Consider the following 22672-nt stretch of genomic DNA (forward strand, 5'->3'; position numbering starts at 1 on the left):
CACCGAACGAAAGGGGCAAGAGCCCTTGGTTACTTGGGGCTCTTCCAAGTGACTCGCCGTAAGGGCGAAACCAATAGCCGCCGTCACCGCAGAAATGGATATGCACCCCCGATCCAATCCCGCCCAGCTACCACATTCACAACATCCGCTTCTTCTTGCGCCGAGCCCACTGCCGACTCACCCACCACCGCCAATACATCATCACCAAACAATACGCGAGGGCCCCCAACACCAGCCCCACCACAACCGACCCCAGCAAAAACGGCTGCCACAGCGTAGACAGCTCGCCGCTGATCCACTCCCAGGTCAACTCATCCGGCAGATGACGAGCCGGGACATCCATCAACCACGCCCCAGTCTGATACGTACAAAAAAACACCGCAGGCATGGTGATCGGATTGGTCAGCCAGACCAGGCTGACCGCAATCGGCATATTGCCGCGTACGACAATGGCCAGAACCGCCGCCACCAGCATCTGCAACGGAATCGGCAGGAACGCCGCAAACAAACCCACCGCCATAGCCCGTGCGACCGAGTGACGGTTGAGGTGCCAGAGGTTCGGGTCATGCAACAGCGTGCCGAGAAAGCGTAAGGATTTGTGTTCCCTGATGCTGATCGGGTCTGGCATGTAACGTTTGAATAAGCGCCGGGGCATAGGGCTTCTCGGTCGGTTAAGGCGGCAAGTATGTCTGGATTCTATGAGCCGCCTATTCAGACTTTGTGACAATTAATAACGATGCACGTGCCGCGAGCCGGCTATGCCTAGGAGGGGACCCTCAAGGACGGGCGTATGCGCACAGGGATGATGGCGCTGGCGTTGGGTCTGCTGGCCCTGCGTTTTTTGCCGGTATTACCGCCGGTCTGGTTATGGCTGGTGCTGCCCATAACGGGTTTGATGGCGCTGCCGTTTCGCACGTACCCATTGGCGTTTTTTCTGTTTGGCTTCAGCTGGGCCGGCGCAAATGCGCAGTGGGCGCTGGATGATCGTTTGCCTGCGAATCTCGATGGCGAAACCCGTTGGGTCGAAGGGCGGGTGACCGGTTTGCCGCAGAACAATGACGGGGTTGTGCGTTTCGAACTGACAGACGTCCGGTCGCGACAGGCCAAGGTGCCGCAACGGATGCGCCTGGCCTGGTATGACGGACCGCCGGTCAACAGTGGTGAACGCTGGCGGCTCGCGGTGAAGTTGAAGCGTCCTGCCGGGCTGCTCAATCCTCATTCCTTCGATTACGACGCCTGGCTGCTGGCACAACGCATCGGCGCTACCGGAACGATCAAGGACGGTGAGCGACTCAGGGAGGCCCGATGGGCCTGGCGCGACAGCATCCGCCAGCGTTTGCAAACCGTGGATGCCCAGGGGCGAACCGGGGCGTTGATTGCGCTGGTGCTGGGGGATGGTGCCGGGCTGAGTCGTGAGGATTGGCAGGTGTTGCAAGACACCGGCACCGTGCATTTGCTGGTGATTTCCGGACAGCACATCGGTTTGCTGGCGGGGGTGGTTTACCTGCTGATTGCCGGACTCGCTCGTTATGGGGTGTGGCCGAACCGCTTGCCGTGGCTGCCATGGGCCTGCGCACTGGCATTCGCCGCCGCCCTTGGTTACGGACTGCTGGCGGGGTTCGAAGTGCCAGTGCGGCGGGCCTGCGTGATGATCGGTCTGGTGCTGTTGTGGCGCCTGCGATTTCGTCACCTCGGCGCCTGGTGGCCGCTGTTGCTGGCGCTCAACGCTGTTTTGTTACTGGATCCGCTGGCGAGTCTGCAACCGGGTTTTTGGCTGTCTTTCGCCGCAGTGGCGGTGTTGATCTTCACCTTCGGCGGTCGCTTGGGGCCGTGGCGATGGTGGCAAACCTGGACCCGCGCTCAATGGCTGATCGCAATTGGCCTGGGCCCGTTGCTCTTGGTGTTGGGATTGCCGATCAGTCTCAGCGGGCCGGTCGCCAATCTGCTGGCGGTGCCCTGGATCAGTTTGCTGGTATTGCCACCGGCCTTGCTGGGAGCTCTGTTGTTGCCGCTGCCGTATGTGGGCGAGGGCTTGTTGTGGCTGGCAGGTGGGCTGATCGACTGGCTGTTCAAGGGCCTTGGGTTGATGGCCGGTCAATTGCCCGCGTGGGTGCCCGTGGCGATTCCATTGTGGATATGGGCACTGGGCATGCTCGGCGCGTTTCTGCTGTTAATGCCTCGCGGTGTACCGTTGCGCCTGTTGGGTTGGCCGTTGTTGCTGTTGCTGGTTTTTCCACCACGGCCACTTTTGCCCGAGGGCATCGCCGAAGTCTGGCAACTGGATGTCGGCCAGGGGTTGGCGATTCTGGTGCGAACTCGCCATCACACGCTGTTGTATGACACCGGACCACGCTTCGGCGACTTCGATCTAGGCGAGCGAGTGGTCCTGCCAGCGTTGCGCAAACTCGGCGTGAACGAACTCGACCTGATGTTGATCAGCCATGCCGACGCCGATCACGCTGGTGGTGCGCGAGCGGTTGCCAATGGTTTGCCGATAAAGCTGGTGCTCAGCGGTGATCCCTTGGCGCTGCCCGCCGAATTGCACGCCGATGCCTGCGAGAGTGGCCGGCAATGGTCCTGGGACGGCGTGAGGTTTCAGCTCTGGCAATGGCCTTCGGCCACGGACCGCAATCAAAAATCCTGCGTGCTGCAAATCGAAGCCAATGGCGAGCGATTATTGCTGACCGGAGACATCGACAGCGCCGCCGAGCGCGCCCTGCTCGACAGCCCGCTCGCAGTGCCCACCGATTGGTTGCAGGCGCCGCACCACGGTAGCCGCAGCTCGTCATCGATGGCATTGCTCACTGCGTTGCAACCCAAAGCCGTGTTGATCTCTCGCGGCAACGGCAATTCGTTCGGTCACCCGCACCCCACGGTCATGGCCCGTTATAAAAAACGCGGTATGGAAATCCATGACAGCGCCGAACAGGGCGCCATCCGTCTGCACCTCGGACGCTTCCATCCGCCGTGGACGATGCGTCAAGAACGGCGTTTCTGGCGTTCCACACAATAACCGCGAGTTATGAAAGCCCGACCGGATGCGACATCACGGTCTTCGGTGCATCGACCCCCTATGTTAGAGTGGCGCACTTTTTCGAGGGGACTGTCACTGTGTGGGAATTGGTCAAATCCGGCGGCTGGATGATGCTGCCGATCATTCTGAGTTCCATCGCGGCCATGGCGATCGTCGCCGAGCGTCTCTGGACCCTGCGCGCCAGTCGTGTGACCCCGGAGCACTTGCTCGGGCAGGTCTGGGTGTGGATCAAGGACAAGCAACTCAATAAAGAAAAACTCAAGGAATTGCGCGCCAATTCGCCATTGGGCGAGATTCTGGCGGCGGGCCTGGCCAACTCCAGACATGGTCGCGAGATCATGAAAGAGTGCATCGAAGAAGCCGCCGCGCGGGTGATTCACGAACTCGAACGCTACATCAATGCGCTGGGCACCATCGCTGCCATGGCGCCGTTGCTGGGTTTGCTCGGCACCGTGCTGGGCATGATCGATATTTTCAGTGCGTTCATGGGGACGGGCATGGGCACCAATGCCGCCGTGTTGGCCGGTGGTATTTCGAAGGCCTTGATCACCACGGCTGCTGGTCTGATGGTCGGTATCCCGGCGGTATTTTTCCACCGTTTCCTGCAACGCCGCATCGATGAGCTGGTGGTGGGTATGGAGCAGGAAGCGATCAAGCTGGTCGAGGTGGTGCAGGGTGATCGTGACGTGGACCTGACCGAGGGCAAAAAAGCGTGAAATTCCGCCGCAAACCGCGGGAAACGGTCGACATCAACCTCGCGTCGCTGATCGACGTGGTGTTTATCCTGCTGCTGTTTTTCGTCGTGACCACTACCTTCACCCGTGAAACCCAGTTGCGCGTCGATCTGCCCGAAGCGGTCAGCGGTTCGCCTGCCGAAGACCAGCAGGTCAAACACCTGGACGTGGCCATCAGCGCCGAAGGCGTGTTCTCGGTGAACAATCAGGTCTTGCAGAAGAACGATCTGACCGCGCTCATGGACGCGTTGCAAAAAGAATCCAACGGTGACACCAACCTGCCGCTGTCGATCAGTGCGGATGGCAAGACCCAGCATCAGTCGGTCATCACCGCCATGGACGCCGCCGGCAAACTCGGCTTCAGTCACCTGCGCATGACCACTGTCGAGGCGGCGCAGCCCGCGCCCTGATGGCCATGTCCGATCGCTTGCTCGCCGCGTGGTACCAAGGTCATCCGGCCCTGAAGCTGTTGCAGCCGCTGGAGTGGCTGTACCGACGCGTGGTCATGAACAAGCGCAAACGCTTTCTGGCGGGTGAGGGCGAGATTTATCAGCCACCGGTGCCGCTGATCGTCGTCGGCAACATCACGGTGGGCGGCACCGGCAAGACGCCGCTGATTCTGTGGATGATCCAGCATTGTCAGCGCAGCGGCTTGCGGGTCGGCGTGGTCAGCCGTGGTTATGGCGCCAAACCGCCGCAACTGCCATGGCGCGTCGAGGCCGATCAAAGCGCCGACATCGCTGGCGATGAACCGCTACTGATCGTCCAGCGTACCGGCGTTCCGTTGATGATCGATCCGGATCGCAGCAGTGCGGTCAAAGCGCTGCTGGCGAGCGAACCTCTGGACCTGATCCTCTCCGATGATGGCATGCAACATTACCGTTTGGCCCGCGACCTTGAACTGGTGCTGATTGACGCCGCCCGAGGCCTGGGCAACCAGCGCTGCCTGCCGGCGGGACCGTTGCGCGAACCGGTCGAACGACTGCAAAGCGTTGATGCGGTGCTGTACAACGGCGCCACCGATGATCGCGACAACGGTTTTGCCTTCCAGCTGCAACCCACGGAACTGGTCAACTTGCACAGCGGCGAACGCCGTCCCCTCGACCACTTTCCCGCAGGCCAGGCGCTGCACGCCGTGGCCGGGATCGGCAATCCGCAGCGTTTCTTCACGACCCTCGAAACGCTACACTGGCAGCCAGTCCCGCATGCATTTGCCGACCACGCCGAGTACAGCGTGCAGGCCTTGAATTTCACACCGTCATTGCCTTTGGTGATGACCGAAAAGGACGCGGTGAAGTGCCGTGCCTTCGCCGCCGCCGATTGGTGGTACCTGGCGGTCGATGCTGCGCCATCGCCGGCCTTCGTGGCCTGGTTCGATACGCAGTTGATGCGCCTGTTGCCGGCTCGACTTTTGCCTTAAACCGTTTATATCCAGGGAATGCTCATGGACACCAAATTGCTCGACATCCTCGCTTGCCCGGTCTGCAAAGGCCCGCTCAAGCTCAGCGCCGACAAAACCGAGCTGATCAGCAAGGGCGCCGGCCTGGCGTACCCGATTCGCGACGGCATCCCGGTGATGCTCGAAACCGAAGCTCGCACGCTGACCACCGACGAGCGTCTGGATAAATGACCACAGCCTTTACCGTTGTCATTCCATCGCGTTACGCCTCGACCCGCCTGCCGGGCAAACCGCTGCTGCTGATCGCCGGCAAGCCGATGATCCAGCACGTCTGGGAACAAGCGTGCAAAAGCAGCGCCGAGCGTGTGGTGGTTGCCACTGACGATGCGCGCATTGTCGAGGCGTGCATCGCGTTTGGTGCCGACGTGGTGCTGACCCGCGAAGACCACAATTCAGGCACGGACCGTTTGGCCGAAGTCGCCGCAAAACTCGGTCTGGCGTCCGACGCGATTGTGGTCAACGTGCAGGGTGACGAACCGCTGATCCCGCCAAGCGTGATCGATCAGGTCGCGGCCAACCTCGCAGCCCACACCGAAGCGCGCATGGCCACGCTGGCCGAGCCGATCGAAGATGTCGAAACCCTGTTCAACCCCAACGTGGTCAAGGTGGTCAGCGACCTCAATGGCCTGGCGCTGACGTTCAGTCGTGCGACGTTGCCTTGGGCCCGGGACGCGTTCGCGAAAACTCGCGACGTGTTGCCGGAAGGCGTGCCGTATCGCCGCCACATTGGCATCTATGCCTACCGCGCCGGTTTCCTGCATGACTTCGTCAGCTGGGGTCCGTGCTGGCTGGAAAACACCGAATCCCTGGAACAGCTGCGTGCGCTGTGGCACGGCGTGCGGATTCACGTCGCCGACGCGCTGATCGCACCGCCCACCGGCGTCGATACGGTTGAAGACCTCGAGCGCGTTCGTCGCCTGCTGGAGGCCTGATGCGGGTTTTGTTCGTTTGCCTGGGCAACATCTGCCGTTCACCCACGGCTGAAGGTGTGCTGCGGCACAAATTGCGCGAAGCGGGGCTGGCCGATCAAGTCGAAGTCGCCTCCGCCGGCACCGGCGACTGGCACGTCGGCAGGGCTCCGGACAAACGCAGCCAGGCCGCGGCCAAGCTGCGCGGTTACGACCTGTCGATGCAGCGCGCCCAGCAAGTGAGCCGCGCCGATTTCGCGACTTACGACCTGATCCTCGCGATGGACAACAGCAACCTGCGCAACCTCCAGGACCTGCAACCTGCCAGGTGCAAGGCCGAACTGGACCTGTTCCTGCGCCGCTACCAGTCGCCACTCGATGAAGTGCCGGACCCTTACTACGATGGCAATCAAGGCTTTGAGCAGGTGCTCGACTTGATCGAAAGTGCCTGTGATCGACTGGTGATCGAATTGAAGGGCCGGTTATGAGTTTGCAGGTTCAGCCTCAGGTTTCGCTCAAGCCTTACAACAGCTTTGGCGTGGACGTTCAGGCCCGATTGTTTGCCGAGGCTCACAGCGATGCCGACGTGCGCGAGGCGCTGGCCTATGCGGTGGAGCATGACGTGCCGCTGCTGGTGATCGGTGGTGGCAGCAACCTGCTGCTGACCGCCGACATCCAGTCGCTGGTGCTGCGCATGGCCACCCGCGGGATTCGCATTTTGAGCGACGACGGCAGCAAGGTCGTCATCGAAGCCGAGGCCGGCGAGCCTTGGCATCCGTTCGTGCAACACACCCTGGCGCAGGGGTTGTCGGGTCTGGAAAACCTCAGCCTGATCCCCGGCACCGTCGGCGCGGCACCGATGCAGAACATTGGCGCCTATGGCGTGGAGATCAAGGACGTGTTCGCCGGCCTGACCGCGCTGGACCGCCAGACTGGCGAGCTACGCGACTTCACGCTGGCCGAATGCAACTTCGCCTACCGCGACAGCCTGTTCAAACAGGAACCGGGGCGCTGGTTGATCCTGAGGGTTCGTTTCGCCCTGGACCGTGCCGAGCACTTGCATCTGGAGTACGGCCCGGTGCGTCAGCGTCTGACCGAGCAAGGCATCGATCACCCGACCGCCACCGACGTCAGCCAGGCGATTTGCAGCATCCGCAACGAAAAGCTTCCGGACCCGGCGGTGCTCGGTAACGCCGGCAGCTTCTTCAAAAATCCCTTGGTCCCGGCTGCACTGGTCGCTCGGCTCAAAGGCGAATACCCGGACCTGGTGGCTTACGCGCAACCCGACGGGCAGATGAAACTGGCCGCGGGCTGGCTGATCGAGCGGGCAGGGTGGAAAGGTTTTCGCGAGGCCGACGCGGGCGTGCATAAATTGCAGGCGCTGGTGCTGGTCAACTACGGGGCCGCGACCGGTCTGCAGTTGCTGAACCTGGCACAGCGCATCCAAAAAGACATTTCAGAACGCTTCCATGTCGATCTGGAAATGGAGCCCAATCAGTATTGAGGCTACGCTTTCAAGGCTGATCTCAAAGCCCTGCACATCTTCGATTGTGCAGGGCTTTTTTGTTAATGCTGGGTTAACTTAGCCCCCTAACGATGCAAGCATTTGCTCCACCAAGGGCCCGATGCAGACATCTCCGTCCGCATAAGAGAGCCTCATTAGCCTGAGTCGATCTGCGTGATGCCAACCGCTAATCCCCCAGCGGCAGATTGCTCGACCCCATAACCCATACCACTATGCGGGCGTGCCCATGATTACCCTGAAACTAAATGGTCAAGACCATCAACTCGATGTCACCGAGGACATGCCGCTGCTCTGGGCCATCCGCGACGTGGCCGGTTACAACGGCACCAAGTTCGGCTGCGGCATGGGCCTGTGCGGCGCCTGCACCATTCACATCGAAGGCGCCCCGGCGCGCAGTTGCATCACGCCGATCGGCTCGGTAGTCGGCCAGAACGTCAGCACCATCGACAACCTGCACGCCGACCCGGTCGGGCAAATCGTCCAGCAAGCCTGGCTCGACACCGCCGTCGCCCAGTGCGGTTACTGCCAGGGCGGGCAGATCATGTCCGCCACGGCATTGCTCAAGACCAACCCGAACCCGAGCGACGAACAGATCGAAGAGGCGATGGTCGGCAATATTTGCCGTTGCGGCACCTACAACCGCATCAAGACTGCCATCCGCCAGGCATCCACTCACCTGAAGGAAGCCAAGGCATGAGCCAGTTCCCGAATGATTTCGCCCTGAGTAACATCAGCCGTCGCGGCTTCCTCAAAGGCGTCGGTGCCACCAGTGCGCTGGTGGTCGCCGCGAGTTGGGGCTGGCAGGACGCGTTCGCAGCCGAGAAGGAAAAGAAATTCGGCGCCGACGGCATGCCCAACGGCTGGATCGATGATCCGAAGGTGTACGTCAGCATCGCTGCGGATGGCACCGTGACCGTGGTTTGCAACCGTTCGGAAATGGGGCAGGGCGTACGCACCAGCCTGACCATGGTCGTGGCCGATGAACTTGAAGCCGACTGGGCGCTGGTGAAAGTGCAACAGGCGCCGGGCGATGAAGTGCGCTTCGGCAACCAGGACACCGACGGTTCGCGCAGCATGCGCCACTGGTACGAGCCGATGCGCCGCTGCGGTGCCGCCGCACGGACCATGCTCGAACAGGCAGCCGCCGAACAGTGGAAAGTCCCGGTCGGCGAGTGCCACGCGCAATTGCACAAAGTCATCCATAAACCGAGCGGTCGTGAACTGGGTTACGGCGCGCTCGCCGTCGCTGCCGGTGCGCTGGCGGTGCCGGCACGTGACAGCCTGCGGCTCAAGGATCCGTCAGAATTCCGCTACATCGGCAAGGAAGGCACCAAGGCCATCGACGGTGCTGACATCGTCAACGGCCGCGCGATCTACGGTGCCGACGTGCATATCGACGGCATGCTTTACGCTGCAATTGCACGTCCGGCGGTGTACGGCGGCAAGGCCAAATCCGTGGATGACAGCGCTGCGCTGAAAGTCCCCGGGGTGGTCAAAGTCATCCAGATCGAAGGCCGTCCGCTGCCCTCGGAGTTTCAGCCGTTGGGCGGCGTGGCGGTGGTGGCCAGCAATACCTGGGCGGCGATCAAGGGCCGCGACGCGCTGAAAATCGAATGGGACGACGGCCCCAACGCCAGTTACGACTCGATCGCCTACCGCAAGGAAATTGAAGCGGCGTCGCTCAAACCCGGCAAAGTGGTGCGCAATACCGGCAACATCGACCAGGCCATGAGCGGCGCCGACAGCACCCTCGAAGCCTCTTACTATCTGCCGCACCTGACGCAAGCGCCGATGGAACCAATGGTCGCCATCGCCCGTTTCAAGGATGGCGTGTGCGAAGCCTGGGCGCCAAGCCAGGCGCCGCAGGTCACCCGTGAACGAATCGGCGAACGCCTGGGCATTCCGTTCGATAACGTTACCTTCCACGTCACCCTGCTCGGCGGCGGTTTCGGCCGCAAGTCCAAGCCGGACTTCATCATCGAAGCGGCGATCCTCGCCAAGGAATTCCCCGGTAAGGCGGTGCGGGTGCAATGGACTCGTGAAGACGACATCCACTGTTCGTATTTCCACACCGTCTCGGCTGAATACCTGAAGGCCAGCCTGAACAAGGACGGCCTGCCGTCGGGTTGGTTGCACCGCACGGTAGCGCCGAGTATCACCGCGCTGTTCGCGCCGGGCATGAACCATGAGGCCGCTTTCGAGCTGGGCATGGGCTTCACCAACATGGCTTACGCGATCCCCAACGTGCGCCTGGAGAACCCGGAAGCGGCGATTCATACGCGGGTCGGCTGGTATCGCTCGGTGTCGAACATTCCTCACGGCTTCGCGATCCAGTGCTTTGTCGATGAGTTGGCGCACAAGGCCAAACAGGATCCGCTCAAGTACCAGATCAAATTGCTCGGCCCGGACCGTCAGATCGATCCGCGTACGTTGAGTGAAGAGTGGAACTACGGCGAGTCGCCCGAACGCTATCCGATCGACACCGGGCGCATGCGCACCGTCCTTGAAACCGCCGCGAAAGCCGCGGGTTGGGGGCGAGAGTTGCCGAAGGGCCGAGGCCTGGGACTGGCGGTGCATTACAGCTTCGTCACTTACGTGGCGGCGGTGATCGAGGTCGAAGTCAAAGATGACGGCACGTTGATCGTGCACAAGGCCGATATTGCGGTGGATTGCGGTCCGCAGATCAACCCGGAGCGAATTCGTTCGCAGTTCGAAGGCGCTTGCGTGATGGGGCTGGGCAACGCGGTGTTGGGCGAGATCAGTTTCAAGGACGGCAAGGTCCAGCAAGACAACTTCCACATGTACGAAGTGGCGCGCATGTCCCTGGCGCCGAAGGAAGTCGCCGTGCATCTGGTCACGCCGCCGGGCGTGGTGCCGTTGGGTGGTGTCGGTGAACCTGGCGTGCCGCCGATTGCGCCGGCACTGTGCAATGCGATTTTCGCCGCCACCGGCAAACGCATCCGCAACTTGCCGGTTCGTTATCAATTGCAAGGTTGGCAGAAGGCCGAGGCTTGATGGACAGCGTCGATCTGAATGTCCTGCGCAGCGTGCTGGAATGGCGCCGCGCCGGTCAGCGAGTGGTGTTGTACAGCGTGGTCCAGACCTGGGGCACCGCGCCCCGGGCGCCGGGCGCGATGTTGGCCTTGCGCGAAGACGGGGTGGTGATCGGTTCGGTGTCCGGTGGTTGTGTCGAGGATGACTTGATCGCCCGGCTGCACGATGGCCGGATTCCGGCTGACGGGCCGCCGGTGCAGTTGATCACTTACGGCGTTACTCGCGAGGAGGCCGCACGGTTTGGTTTGCCGTGTGGCGGCACGTTGCGTCTGACCGAGGAGCGAGTCGGCGACCCGGCTTGGGTTGCCGGGTTGCTGGCGAGTTGCGAGGCCCATGAAATCACGGCGCGCTCGCTGGATATCGCGAGCGGTGAAGTGACGTTGCAGCCGGCGACCAAGAACGATGCGCTGAGTTTTGACGGCACCACGTTGCGCGCCATTTACGGTCCGCGTTGGCGGTTGTTGCTGATCGGCGCGGGGCAATTGTCCCGTTATGTTGCCGAGATGGCGCGGCTGCTGGATTTCGAAGTGCTGATCTGCGATCCACGCACCGAGTTCGTCTACGGCTGGGAAGAACAGCACGGGCGCTTCGTATCCGGTATGCCGGACGAAGCGGTGCTGAACATCCAGACCGACGAACGCACGGCCATCGTCGCGCTGACCCACGATCCGCGCCTGGATGACATGGCGTTGCTGACGGCGCTCGATTCCAGGGCGTTTTACGTCGGCGCGCTGGGTTCGCGGGTCAACAGCCTGAAGCGCCGGGAAAACCTCGCTCAGCTAGGCTTGTCCCAAGAGGCCATCGAGCGCTTGCACGGCCCGATCGGTCTGCACATCGGCAGTCATTCCCCGGCGGAAATCGCCTTGTCGCTGCTGGCGGAAATTGTCGCGATCAAGAACGGCGTCGAGCTGAAACAGAAGAAGCCGTTGCAGGAGGAGGCATGAGCGGGCCAATCGGCGTCATCGTGTTGGCGGCGGGGCAGGGCACTCGGTTTCGACAGGTGGCGGGGGCCGACAGGGACAAGTTGTTGGCTGACTGTACGGGGCGCGATGGCGCCGTTCGTTCGGTGATCGAGCAGGTGCTGGTGAGTTTGCCGGCCAGTCTTGAGAAGCGCGTTCTGGTGACGACTGCAGATCGCCCGCAAGTGGCTCGTATGGCTCAGGCGTATGGTTTCGAGATTGTGTTGGTGGAATCCTCCGGTATGGGCGACAGCATTGCGGCTGGGGTGGCTGCGTGTCCGCAACTCGGTGGCTGGTTGATTGTGTTGGGGGATATGCCGTTCATTCTGCCGTCGACGGTTGAGCAGGTGTTGGCGGGGATTTCTGATGATGGGATTAGCGTACCGGTGATGAATGGCGAGTACGGGCATCCGGTTGGTTTCGGGCGTATGTTTGGACCGGGTTTGATGGCGTTGTCGGGTGATCGTGGGGCCAAGCCGTTGTTTGCGTCGGCGCGGGTGGTTGAGGTGGGGGTGGAGGATGCCGGGGTGTTGTGGGATGTGGATGTGCCTGAATCACTGATCTTCAAACCTGCATAAATCCCCTGTAGGAGCGAGCCTGCTCGCGATGGCGGTGGATCAGCTTGCGCCATCGCGAGCAGGCTCGCTCCTACAGGGGACGGTGTATTCGGAGACATAAAAAAAGCCCCGCCTGGGTTACCAGGCGGGGCTTTTTAGTGGCCGATGGAATCAGACGAGAGGTTTAGGCTCGTGCTCTTTTTCCTGGGCTTGCTCGTGTTGCTCTACCGCTTCCTGAACGGAGCGTGGAGCTTCGTCGATCACGGAGTCAGCTGGCTCGGCAGCCACTTCAGCAGCCGGGGCAGGAGCAGCCTCGACGACCTCAGCAACAACCGGTGCCACTTCGACAGCGGCCGGAGCAGCAGCGGCAGCCAGTTCGGCTTCCTTCTGCAGGCGCTCTTCTTCACGCTTGCGACGACGCACTTCACGCGGGTCGTTAGGTGCGCGGCCACTTGGTGTCAGGGCACTGGCCGGGGCAGCTTCAACCACTGGTGCAGCCACTTCGGCGACAACAGGGGCTTCAACAACCGGAGCCACTTCTGGTTCGGCAGCCACAACAACAGGCTCGACAACCGCAACTTCAGCAACTGGCGCTGGCGTTTCGACCGCTACCGGCTCGGCAACCCAGTTGAAAGCGGTTTGCTCTTCGCGAACTTCACGAACGGTTTCGGTTACGGTTTCAGCGACGGTTTCAACAACCGGCTCTGCAACCACGGCAGGCGTTTCAGCAACGACGGCAGGCTCGGCGGCAGCTTCGACTTCAGGCTGTGCTTCACGAACCGGAGCCACTTCGACTTCCGGAGCAGCAGTTACTTCTACAGGCGTGGTCGCTTCAACGACTGGCGCTTCGACTGGAGCAGTTTCCAGTGTGGCGGCAGTGGCGCGTTCGGCTTGCTCGTTGGCCTGTGCTTCGGCCGGAGCGCTGATCACGGTGCTGGCAACGGCTGCGGTAACAGCCAGGCCTGCGGCCAGATCGGCAGCGCTTGGTGCTTCGGCGCCTTCGTTACCTTCGGCGGATTCGGATTCTTCCGAACCTTCGATCACGTTGCCGTTGGCATCGCGTTGACGCTCGCGACGGTTGCTGCGACGACGCTGGCCACGGGAGCGGCGGCGTGGACGATCGCCTTCGGCGCCTTCCTGACCGTCTTCCTGCAGTTGCTCTTCGTTGCCGGTCAGCTCTTCTTCAGCAACGGCGGCAGCGGCTTGCTCGGCGCGTGGTTGACGCTCTTCACGCGGTGGACGTGGCGCACGCTCTTCACGTGGCTGACGAGCTGGACGCTCTTCAGCAGCAGCGGTAGTAGCGGCAGCAGCCGGAGCGGCGGCGTCCAGCGGTTCACGCAGTTCACGAACGCGTTCTTCACGCTCGCCACGTGGCTTGCGATCTTCACGAGGCGCGCGCGGTGCACGTTCTTCGCGAGGGGCGCGTGGTGCGCGCTCTTCACGTGGAGCACGTTCTTCGCGAGCAACTGCCGGGGTTTCTTCACGGGCTTCACGTGGCTCACGTGGTGCGCGTTCTTCACGCGGTGCACGTTCCTCGCGAGGCTTACGCTCTTCATCGCGGCGACCGTTACGGTTGCGGCTCTGCTGACGACCGTTGCGACGCTCTTCGTTACGGGCCGGGCGCTCGGTGGTCGCTGGTTTTTCAACCACAACCGGAGCAGCAGGCTCTTCTTTGGTGGCGAACAGGCTGACCAGCGACTTCACCAGGCCTTTGAACAGGCTTGGCTCTGGCGCGGCGGCCGGTGCAGCAACCGGTGCGGCGACGACTTCGGTTGGTACCGGAGCGTTGGCGCGGGCCGGCGCAGTCTTGACCGCGGCTTCCTGGCGAACCAGGGTGCGGGTCGCAGCGGCTGGCTGGACTTCTTCGACTTCGGCAGCGGCAGCAGCGATTTCGTAGCTGGACTGGTTGATGCTGGCTTCCGGGCTGTCATCACGCAGGCGCTGAACTTCGAAGTGCGGCGTTTCGAGGTGATCGTTCGGCAGAATGACGATGCGGGCACGGGTGCGCAGTTCGATCTTGGTGATCGAGTTGCGTTTTTCGTTAAGCAGGAAGGCTGCGACCGGAATCGGCACTTGTGCGCGAACTTCGGCGGTGCGGTCTTTCAGGGCTTCTTCTTCGATCAGACGCAGGATTGCCAGCGACAGCGATTCAACATCACGGATGATGCCGGTGCCGTTGCAACGCGGGCAAACGATGCCGCTGCTTTCGCCGAGCGATGGACGCAGGCGCTGACGGGACATTTCCAGCAGGCCGAAGCGCGAGATACGGCCAACTTGCACGCGAGCGCGGTCGGCTTCCAGGCATTCGCGGACTTTCTCTTCCACGGCGCGCTGGTTCTTGGCAGGGGTCATGTCGATGAAGTCGATGACGATCAGGCCGCCGATGTCGCGCAAGCGCAACTGACGGGCGATTTCTTCGGCAGCTTCAAGGTTGGTCTGCAGGGCGGTTTCTTCGATGTCGCTGCCTTTGGTGGCGCGCGCCGAGTTGATGTCGATGGACACCAGGGCTTCGGTCGGATCGATAACGATGGAACCACCGGAAGGCAGCTCGACGACGCGCTGGAAAGCGGTCTCGATCTGGCTTTCGATCTGGAAACGGTTGAACAGCGGAACGCTGTCTTCGTACAGCTTGATCTTGCTGGCGTACTGCGGCATCACCTGGCGGATGAAGGTCAGGGCTTCGTCCTGGGCTTCAACGCTGTCGATCAGCACTTCGCCGATGTCCTGGCGCAGGTAATCGCGGATGGCGCGGATGATCACGTTGCTTTCCTGGTAGATCAGGAACGGCGCGGAGCGATCCAGCGAGGCTTCTTTGATGGCGGTCCAGAGTTGCAGCAGGTAATCGAGGTCCCACTGCATTTCTTCGCTGCTGCGGCCCAAGCCGGCAGTGCGCACGATCAGACCCATGTCGGCCGGTGCAACCAGACCGTTCAGGGCTTCACGCAGTTCGTTGCGCTCTTCACCTTCGATGCGACGGGAGATACCGCCGGCACGCGGGTTGTTCGGCATCAGAACCAGGTAACGACCGGCCAGGCTGATGAAGGTGGTCAGGGCTGCGCCCTTGTTGCCACGTTCTTCTTTTTCGACCTGAACGATGACTTCCTGGCCTTCGCTCAGGACGTCTTTGATGTTGACGCGGCCTTCAGGGGCTTTCTTGAAGTATTCGCGGGAGATTTCTTTGAGGGGCAGGAAGCCGTGGCGCTCGGAGCCGAAATCGACAAAGGCAGCCTCAAGGCTTGGTTCGATGCGAGTAATCCGGCCTTTATAGATGTTGGCCTTCTTCTGCTCGCGTGCACCGGATTCGATGTCCAGGTCGTAGAGGCGTTGGCCATCTACCAGTGCAACACGCAACTCTTCGGGTTGAGTTGCGTTAATCAGCATTCTTTTCATGTAGTACCGTCGGTTTCCGGGCTGCCGGAAACGGCGTTCGGCACACACGACTTCTCATGGTCGGTGTCAGGTGCGTCGGGAGTGGTTGGCCATTCCCGTGTCTAGCGAAGTCCGGCCAATGTGGGCCTTCGTCGCGACGTACGCGTCCTGCTTGCTGTGGCTACTTAAGCACTCAGTCAGGAGGAGGAATCAACCGGCGGCTGTGGACGAGATGAAGCGTCTTGATAAAGCCTATTGCTACACAGTCCAGCGGTTGTGCATCTCCACCCTACACGTATCCCTGATAATTCGGGTGCTGCCGCGCGCAGAATCCGCAGCGGGTTGGCATTTACCGTGAGCTCCGAAAGGGGAGGTCACGCATCATGGCTAATTTAGGCGTTGTTTCCGAAGCGTTCGCTCGGGGTCATTCGCAGCTGACTGCACTTTGTGAACTGGCCGTGAATATGGGCTCGCGTAGCGAGTGAAAACTCTGCTTTGCGGCGTGATTCAGGCCTCATGTCACCTGCGCTCGTTACACCTGCAAACTCCACCGTTACGTAGCGAAAGCGCCGTAGGACGGCCTCGCGTCCTGGTGAATTGCATTGGTCAGGGCCGGTTTTTGACCGTTTGTCCGCTGTCCAGGCCGCTTTTGGCGGCGTTCGCGACTATAGCAGTAATGATTAAGTGCTTCAATTCCATAAAAAATTGATATCATCCGCGCCATGACGACTACTGCCCCCTCGACCCCAGGCGTACAACTGCTTGAGGTCTCGCCGGAATATGCCGGCCAACGTATTGATAACTTCCTTCTCGCTCGGCTCAAAGGCGTGCCCAAGACCTTGATTTACCGCATTTTGCGTAAAGGCGAAGTGCGAGTGAACAAAGGCCGGATCAAGCCCGAATACAAGCTGCAGGCGGGCGATATCGTGCGCGTGCCGCCGGTTCGCGTGCCTGAACGCGACGAACCTGTGCCGCTGGCCCAGGGCTTGCTGCAGCGACTTGAAGCCTCGATTGTCTATGAAGACAAAGCGCTGATCGTGATCAACAAGCCTTGCGGCATTGCGGTTCACGGCGGCAGCGGCCTGACTTACGGCGTGATCGAAGCCTTTCGTCAGTTGCGTCCGGATTGCAAGGAGCTCGAGCTGGTTCACCGCCTTGACCGTGACACCTCCGGCCTGCTGATGATCGCCAAGAAACGCAGCATGCTGCGTCACTTGCACACGGCCTTGCGCGGTGATGGCGTGGACAAGCGCTACATGGCGCTGGTTCGCGGCAACTGGGCGGCATCGATCAAGCAGGTCCGTGCGTCGCTGGGCAAGAGCAATCTGCGTTCCGGCGAGCGGATGGTCGAGGTCGACGAGGAGGAGGGCAAGGAGTCGGTGACCGTGTTCAAGGTACTGCGTCGATTCGGCGACTTTGCCACTCTGATCGAGGCCAAGCCGATCACTGGCCGAACTCACCAGATTCGCGTTCACACTTTGCACGCCGGGCATTGCATTGCTGGCGACACCAAGTACGGCGATGACGATTTCAGCAAGGAAATTCGCGATCTGGGCGGCAAACGCCTGTTCCTGCATGCGTACATGCTGACCGTGCCGCTGCCGGATGGCGGCGAACTGAAGTTGCAGGCGCCTGTCGACGAGATGTGGGCCAAGACTGTGGAGCGCCTGAGTGCACCCCTCTGATTACAAACTGCTGATTTTCGATTGGGACGGCACGCTGGCTGATTCCATTGGTCGGATTGTCGAAGCAATGCACGTTGCGTCCGAGCGTTCCGGTTTTCAGTTGCGCGATGACTTTGCTGTCAAAGGCATCATCGGCCTGGGCCTGCCGGAAGCGATTCGCACGCTGTACCCCGAGATCAGCGATACCAAACTGGTGGCGTTTCGCGAGCATTATGCGGACCACTACATCGCGTCGGAAGCGGTGCCTTCGCCGTTGTTCGAAGGGGTCGTCGAGTCGATGGAGGCGTTCCGCGCCGAGGGCTATCATTTAGCGGTTGCCACCGGCAAGGCGCGTCGCGGACTGGATCGGGTGCTGAAGTCGCACGGCTGGGAAGATTATTTCGACATCACCCGTGCCGCCGACGAAACCGCCAGCAAACCCCATCCTCTGATGCTTGAGCAGATCCTCGCCCATTGCGAAGTTCGTCCGGAGCAAGCGTTGATGGTCGGTGATTCGTCATTCGACCTGCAGATGGCGCGCAACGCCGGCATGGATTCGGTGGCGGTCAGCTACGGCGCGCAATCGATTGAAGCGCTGAAATTGTTCGAGCCGGCGCTGGCTATTGATCGTTTTTCAGAATTGCATGCCTGGCTGAGTCAGCGGGCTTAATACGTTTTTGCCGGGGTAGATGGCCATGACCGACGAATGGAAAGCGCCCGCCAAGCCGAGCGCAGAGAGCGGTGACGAAAAAAGCTGGAAGCTGCTGGAAAAGACCCTGCTCGCCAGCGTGCAGGAGCAGCGCCGGTCGCGTCGCTGGGGGATTTTCTTCAAGTTGCTGACCTTTGTGTACCTGTTTGGCGCGTTGGTTCTGTTCACGCCGCTGATGGACATGGAGAAAGCCGCCACTCGCAGCGCCAATTACACCGCGCTGATCGAAGTGACGGGCATGATCGCCGACAAGGAGCCCGCCAGCGCTGACAACATCGTCGGCAGCCTGCGTGCCGCCTTCGAAGATAAGAAGGTCAAGGGTGTCATCCTGCGCATCAACAGTCCGGGCGGCAGTCCGGTGCAGTCCGGCTACGTGTATGACGAGATTCGCCGGTTGCGCGGCTTGAACCCGGACACCAAGGTTTACGCGGTAATCTCCGATCTGGGGGCTTCCGGTGCTTATTACATCGCCAGTGCGGCGGATCAGATTTACGCCGACAAGGCGAGCCTGGTGGGTTCCATTGGTGTGACGGCAGCGGGTTACGGGTTTGTCGGCACTATGGAGAAGCTGGGTGTCGAGCGTCGGACTTATACGTCGGGCGAGCACAAGTCGTTCCTCGATCCGTTCCAGCCGCAGAAGCCTGAGGAAACCCGGTTCTGGCAGGGCGTGCTCGATACGACGCACCAGCAGTTCATCAACAGCGTCAAGACGGGTCGTGGCGACCGACTCAAGGATAAAGAGCATCCGGAGTTGTTCTCCGGGTTGGTCTGGTCCGGTGAGCAGGCGCTGCCGCTGGGGCTGATCGATGGTCTGGGGAATGCCAGTTCGGTGGCGCGTGATGTGATTGGCGAGAAAGAGCTGGTGGACTTCACCGTTCAGGAATCGCCGTTCGATCGCTTCTCGAAGAAACTGGGTGCCAGCGTGGCTGAGCAGTTGGCGATGTGGATGGGCTTCCAGGGTCCGTCGCTGCGCTGATTCTTCCGGCTACATAAAAAAACCGGCCCAAGTGGCCGGTTTTTTGTTGGCGCCCACATCCTGTAGGAGCCGGCTTGCTGGCGATGGCAGCGTTCCTGATACACCGCGCCGTTCACATCGCCAGCAAGCTGGCTCCTACAGGATTTTGTTGCGGCGCAGATTGGGGCGTTCCCTTGTAGGAGCCGGCTTGCCGGCGATGGCGTCCTCAAGATCGGTGAAAGACTCGACAGCCGTCAGGGTATTTGCACGCCTTCAGCGAGCAACATGTCGATCAGGCGAATCAGCGGCAGGCCGATCAGGCTGGTGGCGTCAGGGCCTTCGGTGCGCTGAAACAGGCTCACCCCCAAACCTTCTGCCTTGAAGCTGCCAGCGCAATCGTAGGGCTGTTCGGCGCGCAGGTAGCGTTCGATGCGTGCGGTGTCGAGTGTGCGCATGTGCACGGTGAACGGCACGCAGTCGACCTGGCAGTGTCCCGTCTGGCTATTGAGCAGGGCCAGGCCGGTCAGAAAGGTTACGCTGGCGCCGCTTGAGGCCAGCAACTGCTCGCGAGCCTTTTCGAAGGTGTGGGGTTTGCCGATAATGCGCTCGCCGAGCGCCGCGACCTGATCGGAGCCGATAATCAGATGGGCGGGGTGGCTGCCGGCAAGAGCCCGGGCTTTTTCTTCGGCGAGGCGCTTTACCAGTTCGACGGCGGCCTCATTCGGCCGATGACTTTCGTCGATGTCCGGCGAGCTGCAGGTGAACGGCAGCTGCAAGCGGGCCAGCAATTCCCGGCGATACACTGAGCTTGAAGCGAGTAATAAAGGCAGCATGTGCATCTCCAGAAGACAGGCGCGAATTCTAGCGAGGCTTCCAGGTGACGGACAGGGCTGAATTTCCTTTGACATGGCTGGGTGCATCCCTATAATGCTGCGCCTATGTTGAATGACCCGATTCCACCTCACGTTGACCCGCGCAAATTGGCTGACCGTGGCACCACCCTTCAAGGTGAACTGCTGCTGGCCGATTTGGAGAGACTCTGCGACCCGCTTTCCGACAATGTCGGTACGGTGCAGGCTAAATTCGTTTTTGAACGAGATGAACGTAAGTCTGTGGTAATCCACAGCTTTATCGACACCGAAGTCAAAATGGTTTGCCAGCGTTGTCTTGAGCTGGTCACCCTGCCGATCCACAGCGAATGCAGTTATGCTGTGGTGAAGGAGGGTGCGAATACCCAGTCGTTGCCGAAAGGTTATGACGTGCTGGAACTGGGCGAAGATCCTTTGGATCTGCAGTCACTGATCGAGGAGGAGCTTCTGCTCGCCTTGCCCATTGTGCCTGCTCATCATCCGGAAGAATGCCAGCAGCCGGCGGGTCTCGATGAGCCCGAACCGAGCGAGGACGAGGTAACGCGGTCCAACCCGTTCAGTGTATTGGCGCAGTTAAAGCGTGACCCAAACGTTTAGGAGTTAATCAATTATGGCTGTTCAGCAGAACAAAAAATCCCGCTCCGCCCGTGACATGCGTCGTTCGCACGACGCTCTCGAGGCTAGCACCCTGTCTGTAGAAAAAACCACCGGTGAAGTTCACCTGCGTCACCACGTATCGCCAGAAGGCGTATACCGTGGCCGTAAAGTGATCGACAAGGGCGCTGACGAGTAATCACTTGTCCGCTCAAGTCATCGCGATTGACGCAATGGGCGGGGACTTCGGTCCCCGCAGCATTGTTCAGGCCAGCCTTGCTTGTCTGATTGCTACGCCCTCGCTGCACCTGACCCTTGTCGGTCAACCCTCCCTCCTTGAAGAATTGATCGCTGGCCAATCGGCTGTGGATCGCTCGCGCCTGTCGATTACCCCGGCATCCGAAGTGATCACCATGGACGAAAAGCCTGCCCAGGCCTTGCGCGGCAAGCCGGACTCGTCGATGCGTGTGGCGCTCGAGTTGTTGCGTGATGGCAAGGTTCAGGCCTGCGTCAGCGCCGGCAATACCGGCGCGCTGATGGCCTTGTCACGGTTCGTGCTCAAGACCTTGCCGGGTATTGACCGGCCGGCCATGGTCGCGGCGATTCCGACGCAGAAGGGCTATTGTCAGTTGCTCGACCTGGGCGCCAACGTCGATTGCAGCGCCGAGCATCTGCTGCAGTTTGCGGTGATGGGTTCGGTCGCGGCGCAAACCCTGGGCATCGTTCGTCCACGGGTTGCATTGCTGAACATCGGCACCGAAGACATCAAGGGCAATCAGCAGGTCAAGCTGGCGGCGACCTTGTTGCAGAGCGCTCGCGGCATCAACTACATCGGTTTTGTCGAAGGTGATGGTTTGTACCGTGGCGAGGCGGATGTGGTGGTGTGCGACGGTTTTGTCGGCAATATTTTGCTCAAGTCCAGTGAAGGTCTGGCGACCATGATTGCCGGGCGAATTGAAGCGCTTTTCAAAAAGAATCTCGCATCGAAAATGGTGGGCGCTCTGGCGCTGCCGCTGATGAAGCGTCTTCAGGCTGATCTGGCGCCTGCTCGGCATAACGGCGCAAGCTTCCTCGGGTTGCAGGGGATTGTGGTGAAAAGCCACGGTTCGGCAGGGGTTCAGGGCTTCCAGAGTGCGATTCAGCGAGCCTTGATCGAGATCCAGGAAAACCTGCCGGAGCGCATTCACGGTCGTCTGGAGGATTTGTTGCTTTAGGCGTTTTCGTCGGACAATGCTTAAATGTGACCGCTCAGTTCAATTTGCCATCCAACTGTCAGTTTCTTGCGTCCCCCAAGCGGGACGTCAATTCTCCGACGACAAGATCATTAGGGGCTTGTTACATGTCTGCTTCCCTCGCATTCGTCTTTCCAGGACAGGGTTCGCAGTCCCTCGGCATGCTGGCCGAGTTGGGCGCGCAACATCCGGTGGTCCTTGAAACATTCAAAGAAGCATCCGACGCGCTCGGTTACGACCTGTGGGCACTGACCCAGCAAGGGCCGGAAGAGCAACTCAATCAAACCGATAAAACCCAGCCGGCCATTCTGACCGCCTCGATCGCCTTGTGGCGTCTGTGGCTGGCGGAAGGCGGTGCGCGTCCGGCTTATGTTGCCGGTCACAGCCTGGGCGAGTACAGCGCCCTGGTCGCTGCGGGCAGCCTGAGTCTGGGCGACGCGGTGAAGCTGGTGGAGCGTCGCGGTCAGTTGATGCAAGAAGCCGTTCCGGCCGGGCAGGGCGGTATGGCTGCCATTCTCGGTCTGGACGATGCTGACGTACTGGCAGCCTGTGCCGAAGCGGCGCAAGGCGAAGTGGTCAGCGCAGTCAATTTCAACTCTCCGGGTCAAGTCGTGATCGCCGGTGCCAAGGCTGCGGTCGAACGCGCCATCGAAGGCTGCAGGGCCCGTGGTGCCAAGCGCGCCATGCCGTTGCCGGTCAGCGTGCCGTCCCATTGCGAGCTGATGCGTCCAGCCGCCGAGCGTTTCGCCGAGTCGATCGCTGCGATCAACTGGCAGGCACCACAGATTCCTGTGGTACAAAACGTCAGCGCAAACGTGCCGGCCGATCTTGAGACCCTCAAGCGCGATCTGCTTGAGCAGCTCTACAAGCCTGTGCGCTGGGTTGAATCGGTCCAGGCGCTGGCCGCCAAGGGCGCGACGCAGTTGGTCGAATGCGGCCCTGGCAAAGTGCTGGCAGGCTTGAACAAACGCTGCGCCGAAGGCGTATCGACATCCAACCTCAATACCCCAGACGCCTTCGCTGCCGCCCGTGCAGCGTTGGCCTGAATCA

Annotated in this window: 22 protein-coding genes; 19 read left to right on the forward strand and 3 right to left on the reverse strand. The window is 61.0% G+C overall.

The genetic code is table 11. The features are described from left to right. Window positions 1-136: 136 nt before the first annotated feature. Window positions 137-655 carry a DUF2062 domain-containing protein gene (locus PMI32_RS09585; protein ID WP_008031552.1) on the reverse strand — a complete coding sequence of 173 codons (519 nt, stop codon included), beginning with the start codon at window positions 653-655 and terminating at the stop codon, window positions 137-139. Window positions 656-790: 135 nt separating this feature from the next. On the opposite strand from PMI32_RS09585, the gene PMI32_RS09580 reads away from it, so the two are divergent. From PMI32_RS09580 to PMI32_RS09525, 12 genes are all read left to right on the forward strand, one after another. After that, the gene (locus PMI32_RS09580) at window positions 791-3013 is read left to right on the forward strand and encodes a DNA internalization-related competence protein ComEC/Rec2 (RefSeq protein ID WP_008031554.1); all 2223 of its coding nucleotides are present in this window, start codon (window positions 791-793) and stop codon (window positions 3011-3013) included. Window positions 3014-3111: 98 nt separating this feature from the next. After that, window positions 3112-3750 carry a flagellar polar localization protein PocA gene (pocA, locus tag PMI32_RS09575; protein ID WP_008045105.1) on the forward strand — a complete coding sequence of 213 codons (639 nt, stop codon included), beginning with the start codon at window positions 3112-3114 and terminating at the stop codon, window positions 3748-3750. Next, window positions 3747-4178 carry a flagellar polar localization protein PocB gene (pocB, locus tag PMI32_RS09570; protein WP_008031559.1) on the forward strand — a complete coding sequence of 144 codons (432 nt, stop codon included), beginning with the start codon at window positions 3747-3749 and terminating at the stop codon, window positions 4176-4178. Before pocA ends, pocB begins: the two co-directional genes overlap by 4 nt. Next, window positions 4178-5188: a tetraacyldisaccharide 4'-kinase gene (gene lpxK / locus PMI32_RS09565; RefSeq protein WP_008031560.1), complete on the forward strand. Its 1011-nt coding sequence runs from the start codon at window positions 4178-4180 to the stop codon at window positions 5186-5188. The genes pocB and lpxK overlap by 1 nt, the downstream gene beginning before the upstream one ends. Window positions 5189-5212: 24 nt before the next feature. Then, the gene (locus PMI32_RS09560; RefSeq protein ID WP_007945752.1) at window positions 5213-5398 is read left to right on the forward strand and encodes a Trm112 family protein; all 186 of its coding nucleotides are present in this window, start codon (window positions 5213-5215) and stop codon (window positions 5396-5398) included. Then, complete coding sequence (kdsB, locus tag PMI32_RS09555) at window positions 5395-6159, forward strand: 3-deoxy-manno-octulosonate cytidylyltransferase (protein ID WP_008031563.1); 765 nt, start codon at window positions 5395-5397, stop codon at window positions 6157-6159. The genes PMI32_RS09560 and kdsB overlap by 4 nt, the downstream gene beginning before the upstream one ends. Continuing rightward, window positions 6159-6623, forward strand: a complete 465-nt coding sequence (locus tag PMI32_RS09550; protein WP_008031564.1) for a low molecular weight protein-tyrosine-phosphatase — start codon at window positions 6159-6161, stop codon at window positions 6621-6623. The genes kdsB and PMI32_RS09550 overlap by 1 nt, the downstream gene beginning before the upstream one ends. Continuing rightward, on the forward strand, window positions 6620-7639 hold the full coding sequence (gene murB / locus PMI32_RS09545) for a UDP-N-acetylmuramate dehydrogenase (RefSeq protein WP_008031565.1): 1020 nt from the start codon (window positions 6620-6622) through the stop codon (window positions 7637-7639). The genes PMI32_RS09550 and murB overlap by 4 nt, the downstream gene beginning before the upstream one ends. Before the next feature lie 247 nt (window positions 7640-7886). Next, entirely contained in the window at window positions 7887-8357 is a 471-nt protein-coding gene (locus PMI32_RS09540; RefSeq protein WP_008031566.1) for a (2Fe-2S)-binding protein, read from the forward strand. Then, window positions 8354-10675 carry a xanthine dehydrogenase family protein molybdopterin-binding subunit gene (locus tag PMI32_RS09535; RefSeq protein WP_008031567.1) on the forward strand — a complete coding sequence of 774 codons (2322 nt, stop codon included), beginning with the start codon at window positions 8354-8356 and terminating at the stop codon, window positions 10673-10675. The genes PMI32_RS09540 and PMI32_RS09535 overlap by 4 nt, the downstream gene beginning before the upstream one ends. Then, window positions 10675-11658, forward strand: coding sequence for an XdhC family protein (locus tag PMI32_RS09530; RefSeq protein ID WP_008031568.1), 984 nt, complete (start codon window positions 10675-10677; stop codon window positions 11656-11658). Before PMI32_RS09535 ends, PMI32_RS09530 begins: the two co-directional genes overlap by 1 nt. Then, window positions 11655-12251: a nucleotidyltransferase family protein gene (locus tag PMI32_RS09525; protein ID WP_008031569.1), complete on the forward strand. Its 597-nt coding sequence runs from the start codon at window positions 11655-11657 to the stop codon at window positions 12249-12251. The genes PMI32_RS09530 and PMI32_RS09525 overlap by 4 nt, the downstream gene beginning before the upstream one ends. A gap of 150 nt (window positions 12252-12401) precedes the next feature. On the opposite strand, the gene rne is transcribed toward PMI32_RS09525, so the two are convergent. Then, on the reverse strand, window positions 12402-15620 hold the full coding sequence (gene rne, locus PMI32_RS09520; protein ID WP_008031571.1) for a ribonuclease E: 3219 nt from the start codon (window positions 15618-15620) through the stop codon (window positions 12402-12404). A gap of 701 nt (window positions 15621-16321) precedes the next feature. Here rne and rluC point away from each other — a divergent pair. From rluC to sppA, 3 genes are read left to right on the forward strand one after another with little or no spacing between them, the layout of a single operon-like run. Further along, on the forward strand, window positions 16322-17284 hold the full coding sequence (rluC, locus tag PMI32_RS09515; RefSeq protein WP_008031576.1) for a 23S rRNA pseudouridine(955/2504/2580) synthase RluC: 963 nt from the start codon (window positions 16322-16324) through the stop codon (window positions 17282-17284). After that, window positions 17271-17933, forward strand: a complete 663-nt coding sequence (locus tag PMI32_RS09510) for an HAD-IA family hydrolase (RefSeq protein WP_008031580.1) — start codon at window positions 17271-17273, stop codon at window positions 17931-17933. The genes rluC and PMI32_RS09510 overlap by 14 nt, the downstream gene beginning before the upstream one ends. Before the next feature lie 25 nt (window positions 17934-17958). Next, window positions 17959-18948 (forward strand): signal peptide peptidase SppA, encoded by a 990-nt coding sequence (gene sppA / locus PMI32_RS09505; RefSeq protein WP_008031583.1) that lies wholly within the window; start codon window positions 17959-17961, stop codon window positions 18946-18948. 233 nt (window positions 18949-19181) lie between these two features. Here the strand turns inward: sppA and PMI32_RS09500 are convergent, their stop codons facing one another. Further along, a complete protein-coding gene (locus tag PMI32_RS09500) occupies window positions 19182-19760 on the reverse strand; it encodes a Maf family protein (RefSeq protein ID WP_008031586.1) in 579 nt (192 codons plus the stop codon). A 105-nt stretch (window positions 19761-19865) separates the two neighbouring features. On the opposite strand from PMI32_RS09500, the gene PMI32_RS09495 reads away from it, so the two are divergent. The 4 genes from PMI32_RS09495 (at window position 19866) to fabD (ending at window position 22668) form a co-directional block, all read left to right on the forward strand. Continuing rightward, on the forward strand, window positions 19866-20393 hold the full coding sequence (locus PMI32_RS09495; RefSeq protein ID WP_008031588.1) for a YceD family protein: 528 nt from the start codon (window positions 19866-19868) through the stop codon (window positions 20391-20393). Between the two features lie 13 nt (window positions 20394-20406). Next, window positions 20407-20589, forward strand: coding sequence for a 50S ribosomal protein L32 (rpmF, locus tag PMI32_RS09490; RefSeq protein WP_003179396.1), 183 nt, complete (start codon window positions 20407-20409; stop codon window positions 20587-20589). 4 nt (window positions 20590-20593) lie between these two features. Beyond that, window positions 20594-21604: a phosphate acyltransferase PlsX gene (plsX, locus tag PMI32_RS09485; RefSeq protein WP_081500214.1), complete on the forward strand. Its 1011-nt coding sequence runs from the start codon at window positions 20594-20596 to the stop codon at window positions 21602-21604. A 125-nt stretch (window positions 21605-21729) separates the two neighbouring features. After that, the gene (fabD, locus tag PMI32_RS09480; RefSeq protein WP_008031593.1) at window positions 21730-22668 is read left to right on the forward strand and encodes an ACP S-malonyltransferase; all 939 of its coding nucleotides are present in this window, start codon (window positions 21730-21732) and stop codon (window positions 22666-22668) included. Window positions 22669-22672: the final 4 nt, after the last annotated feature.

Origin of the sequence: Pseudomonas sp. GM60 (genome assembly GCF_000282415.1) — a bacterium.
GTDB lineage: Bacteria > Pseudomonadota > Gammaproteobacteria > Pseudomonadales > Pseudomonadaceae > Aquipseudomonas > Aquipseudomonas migulae.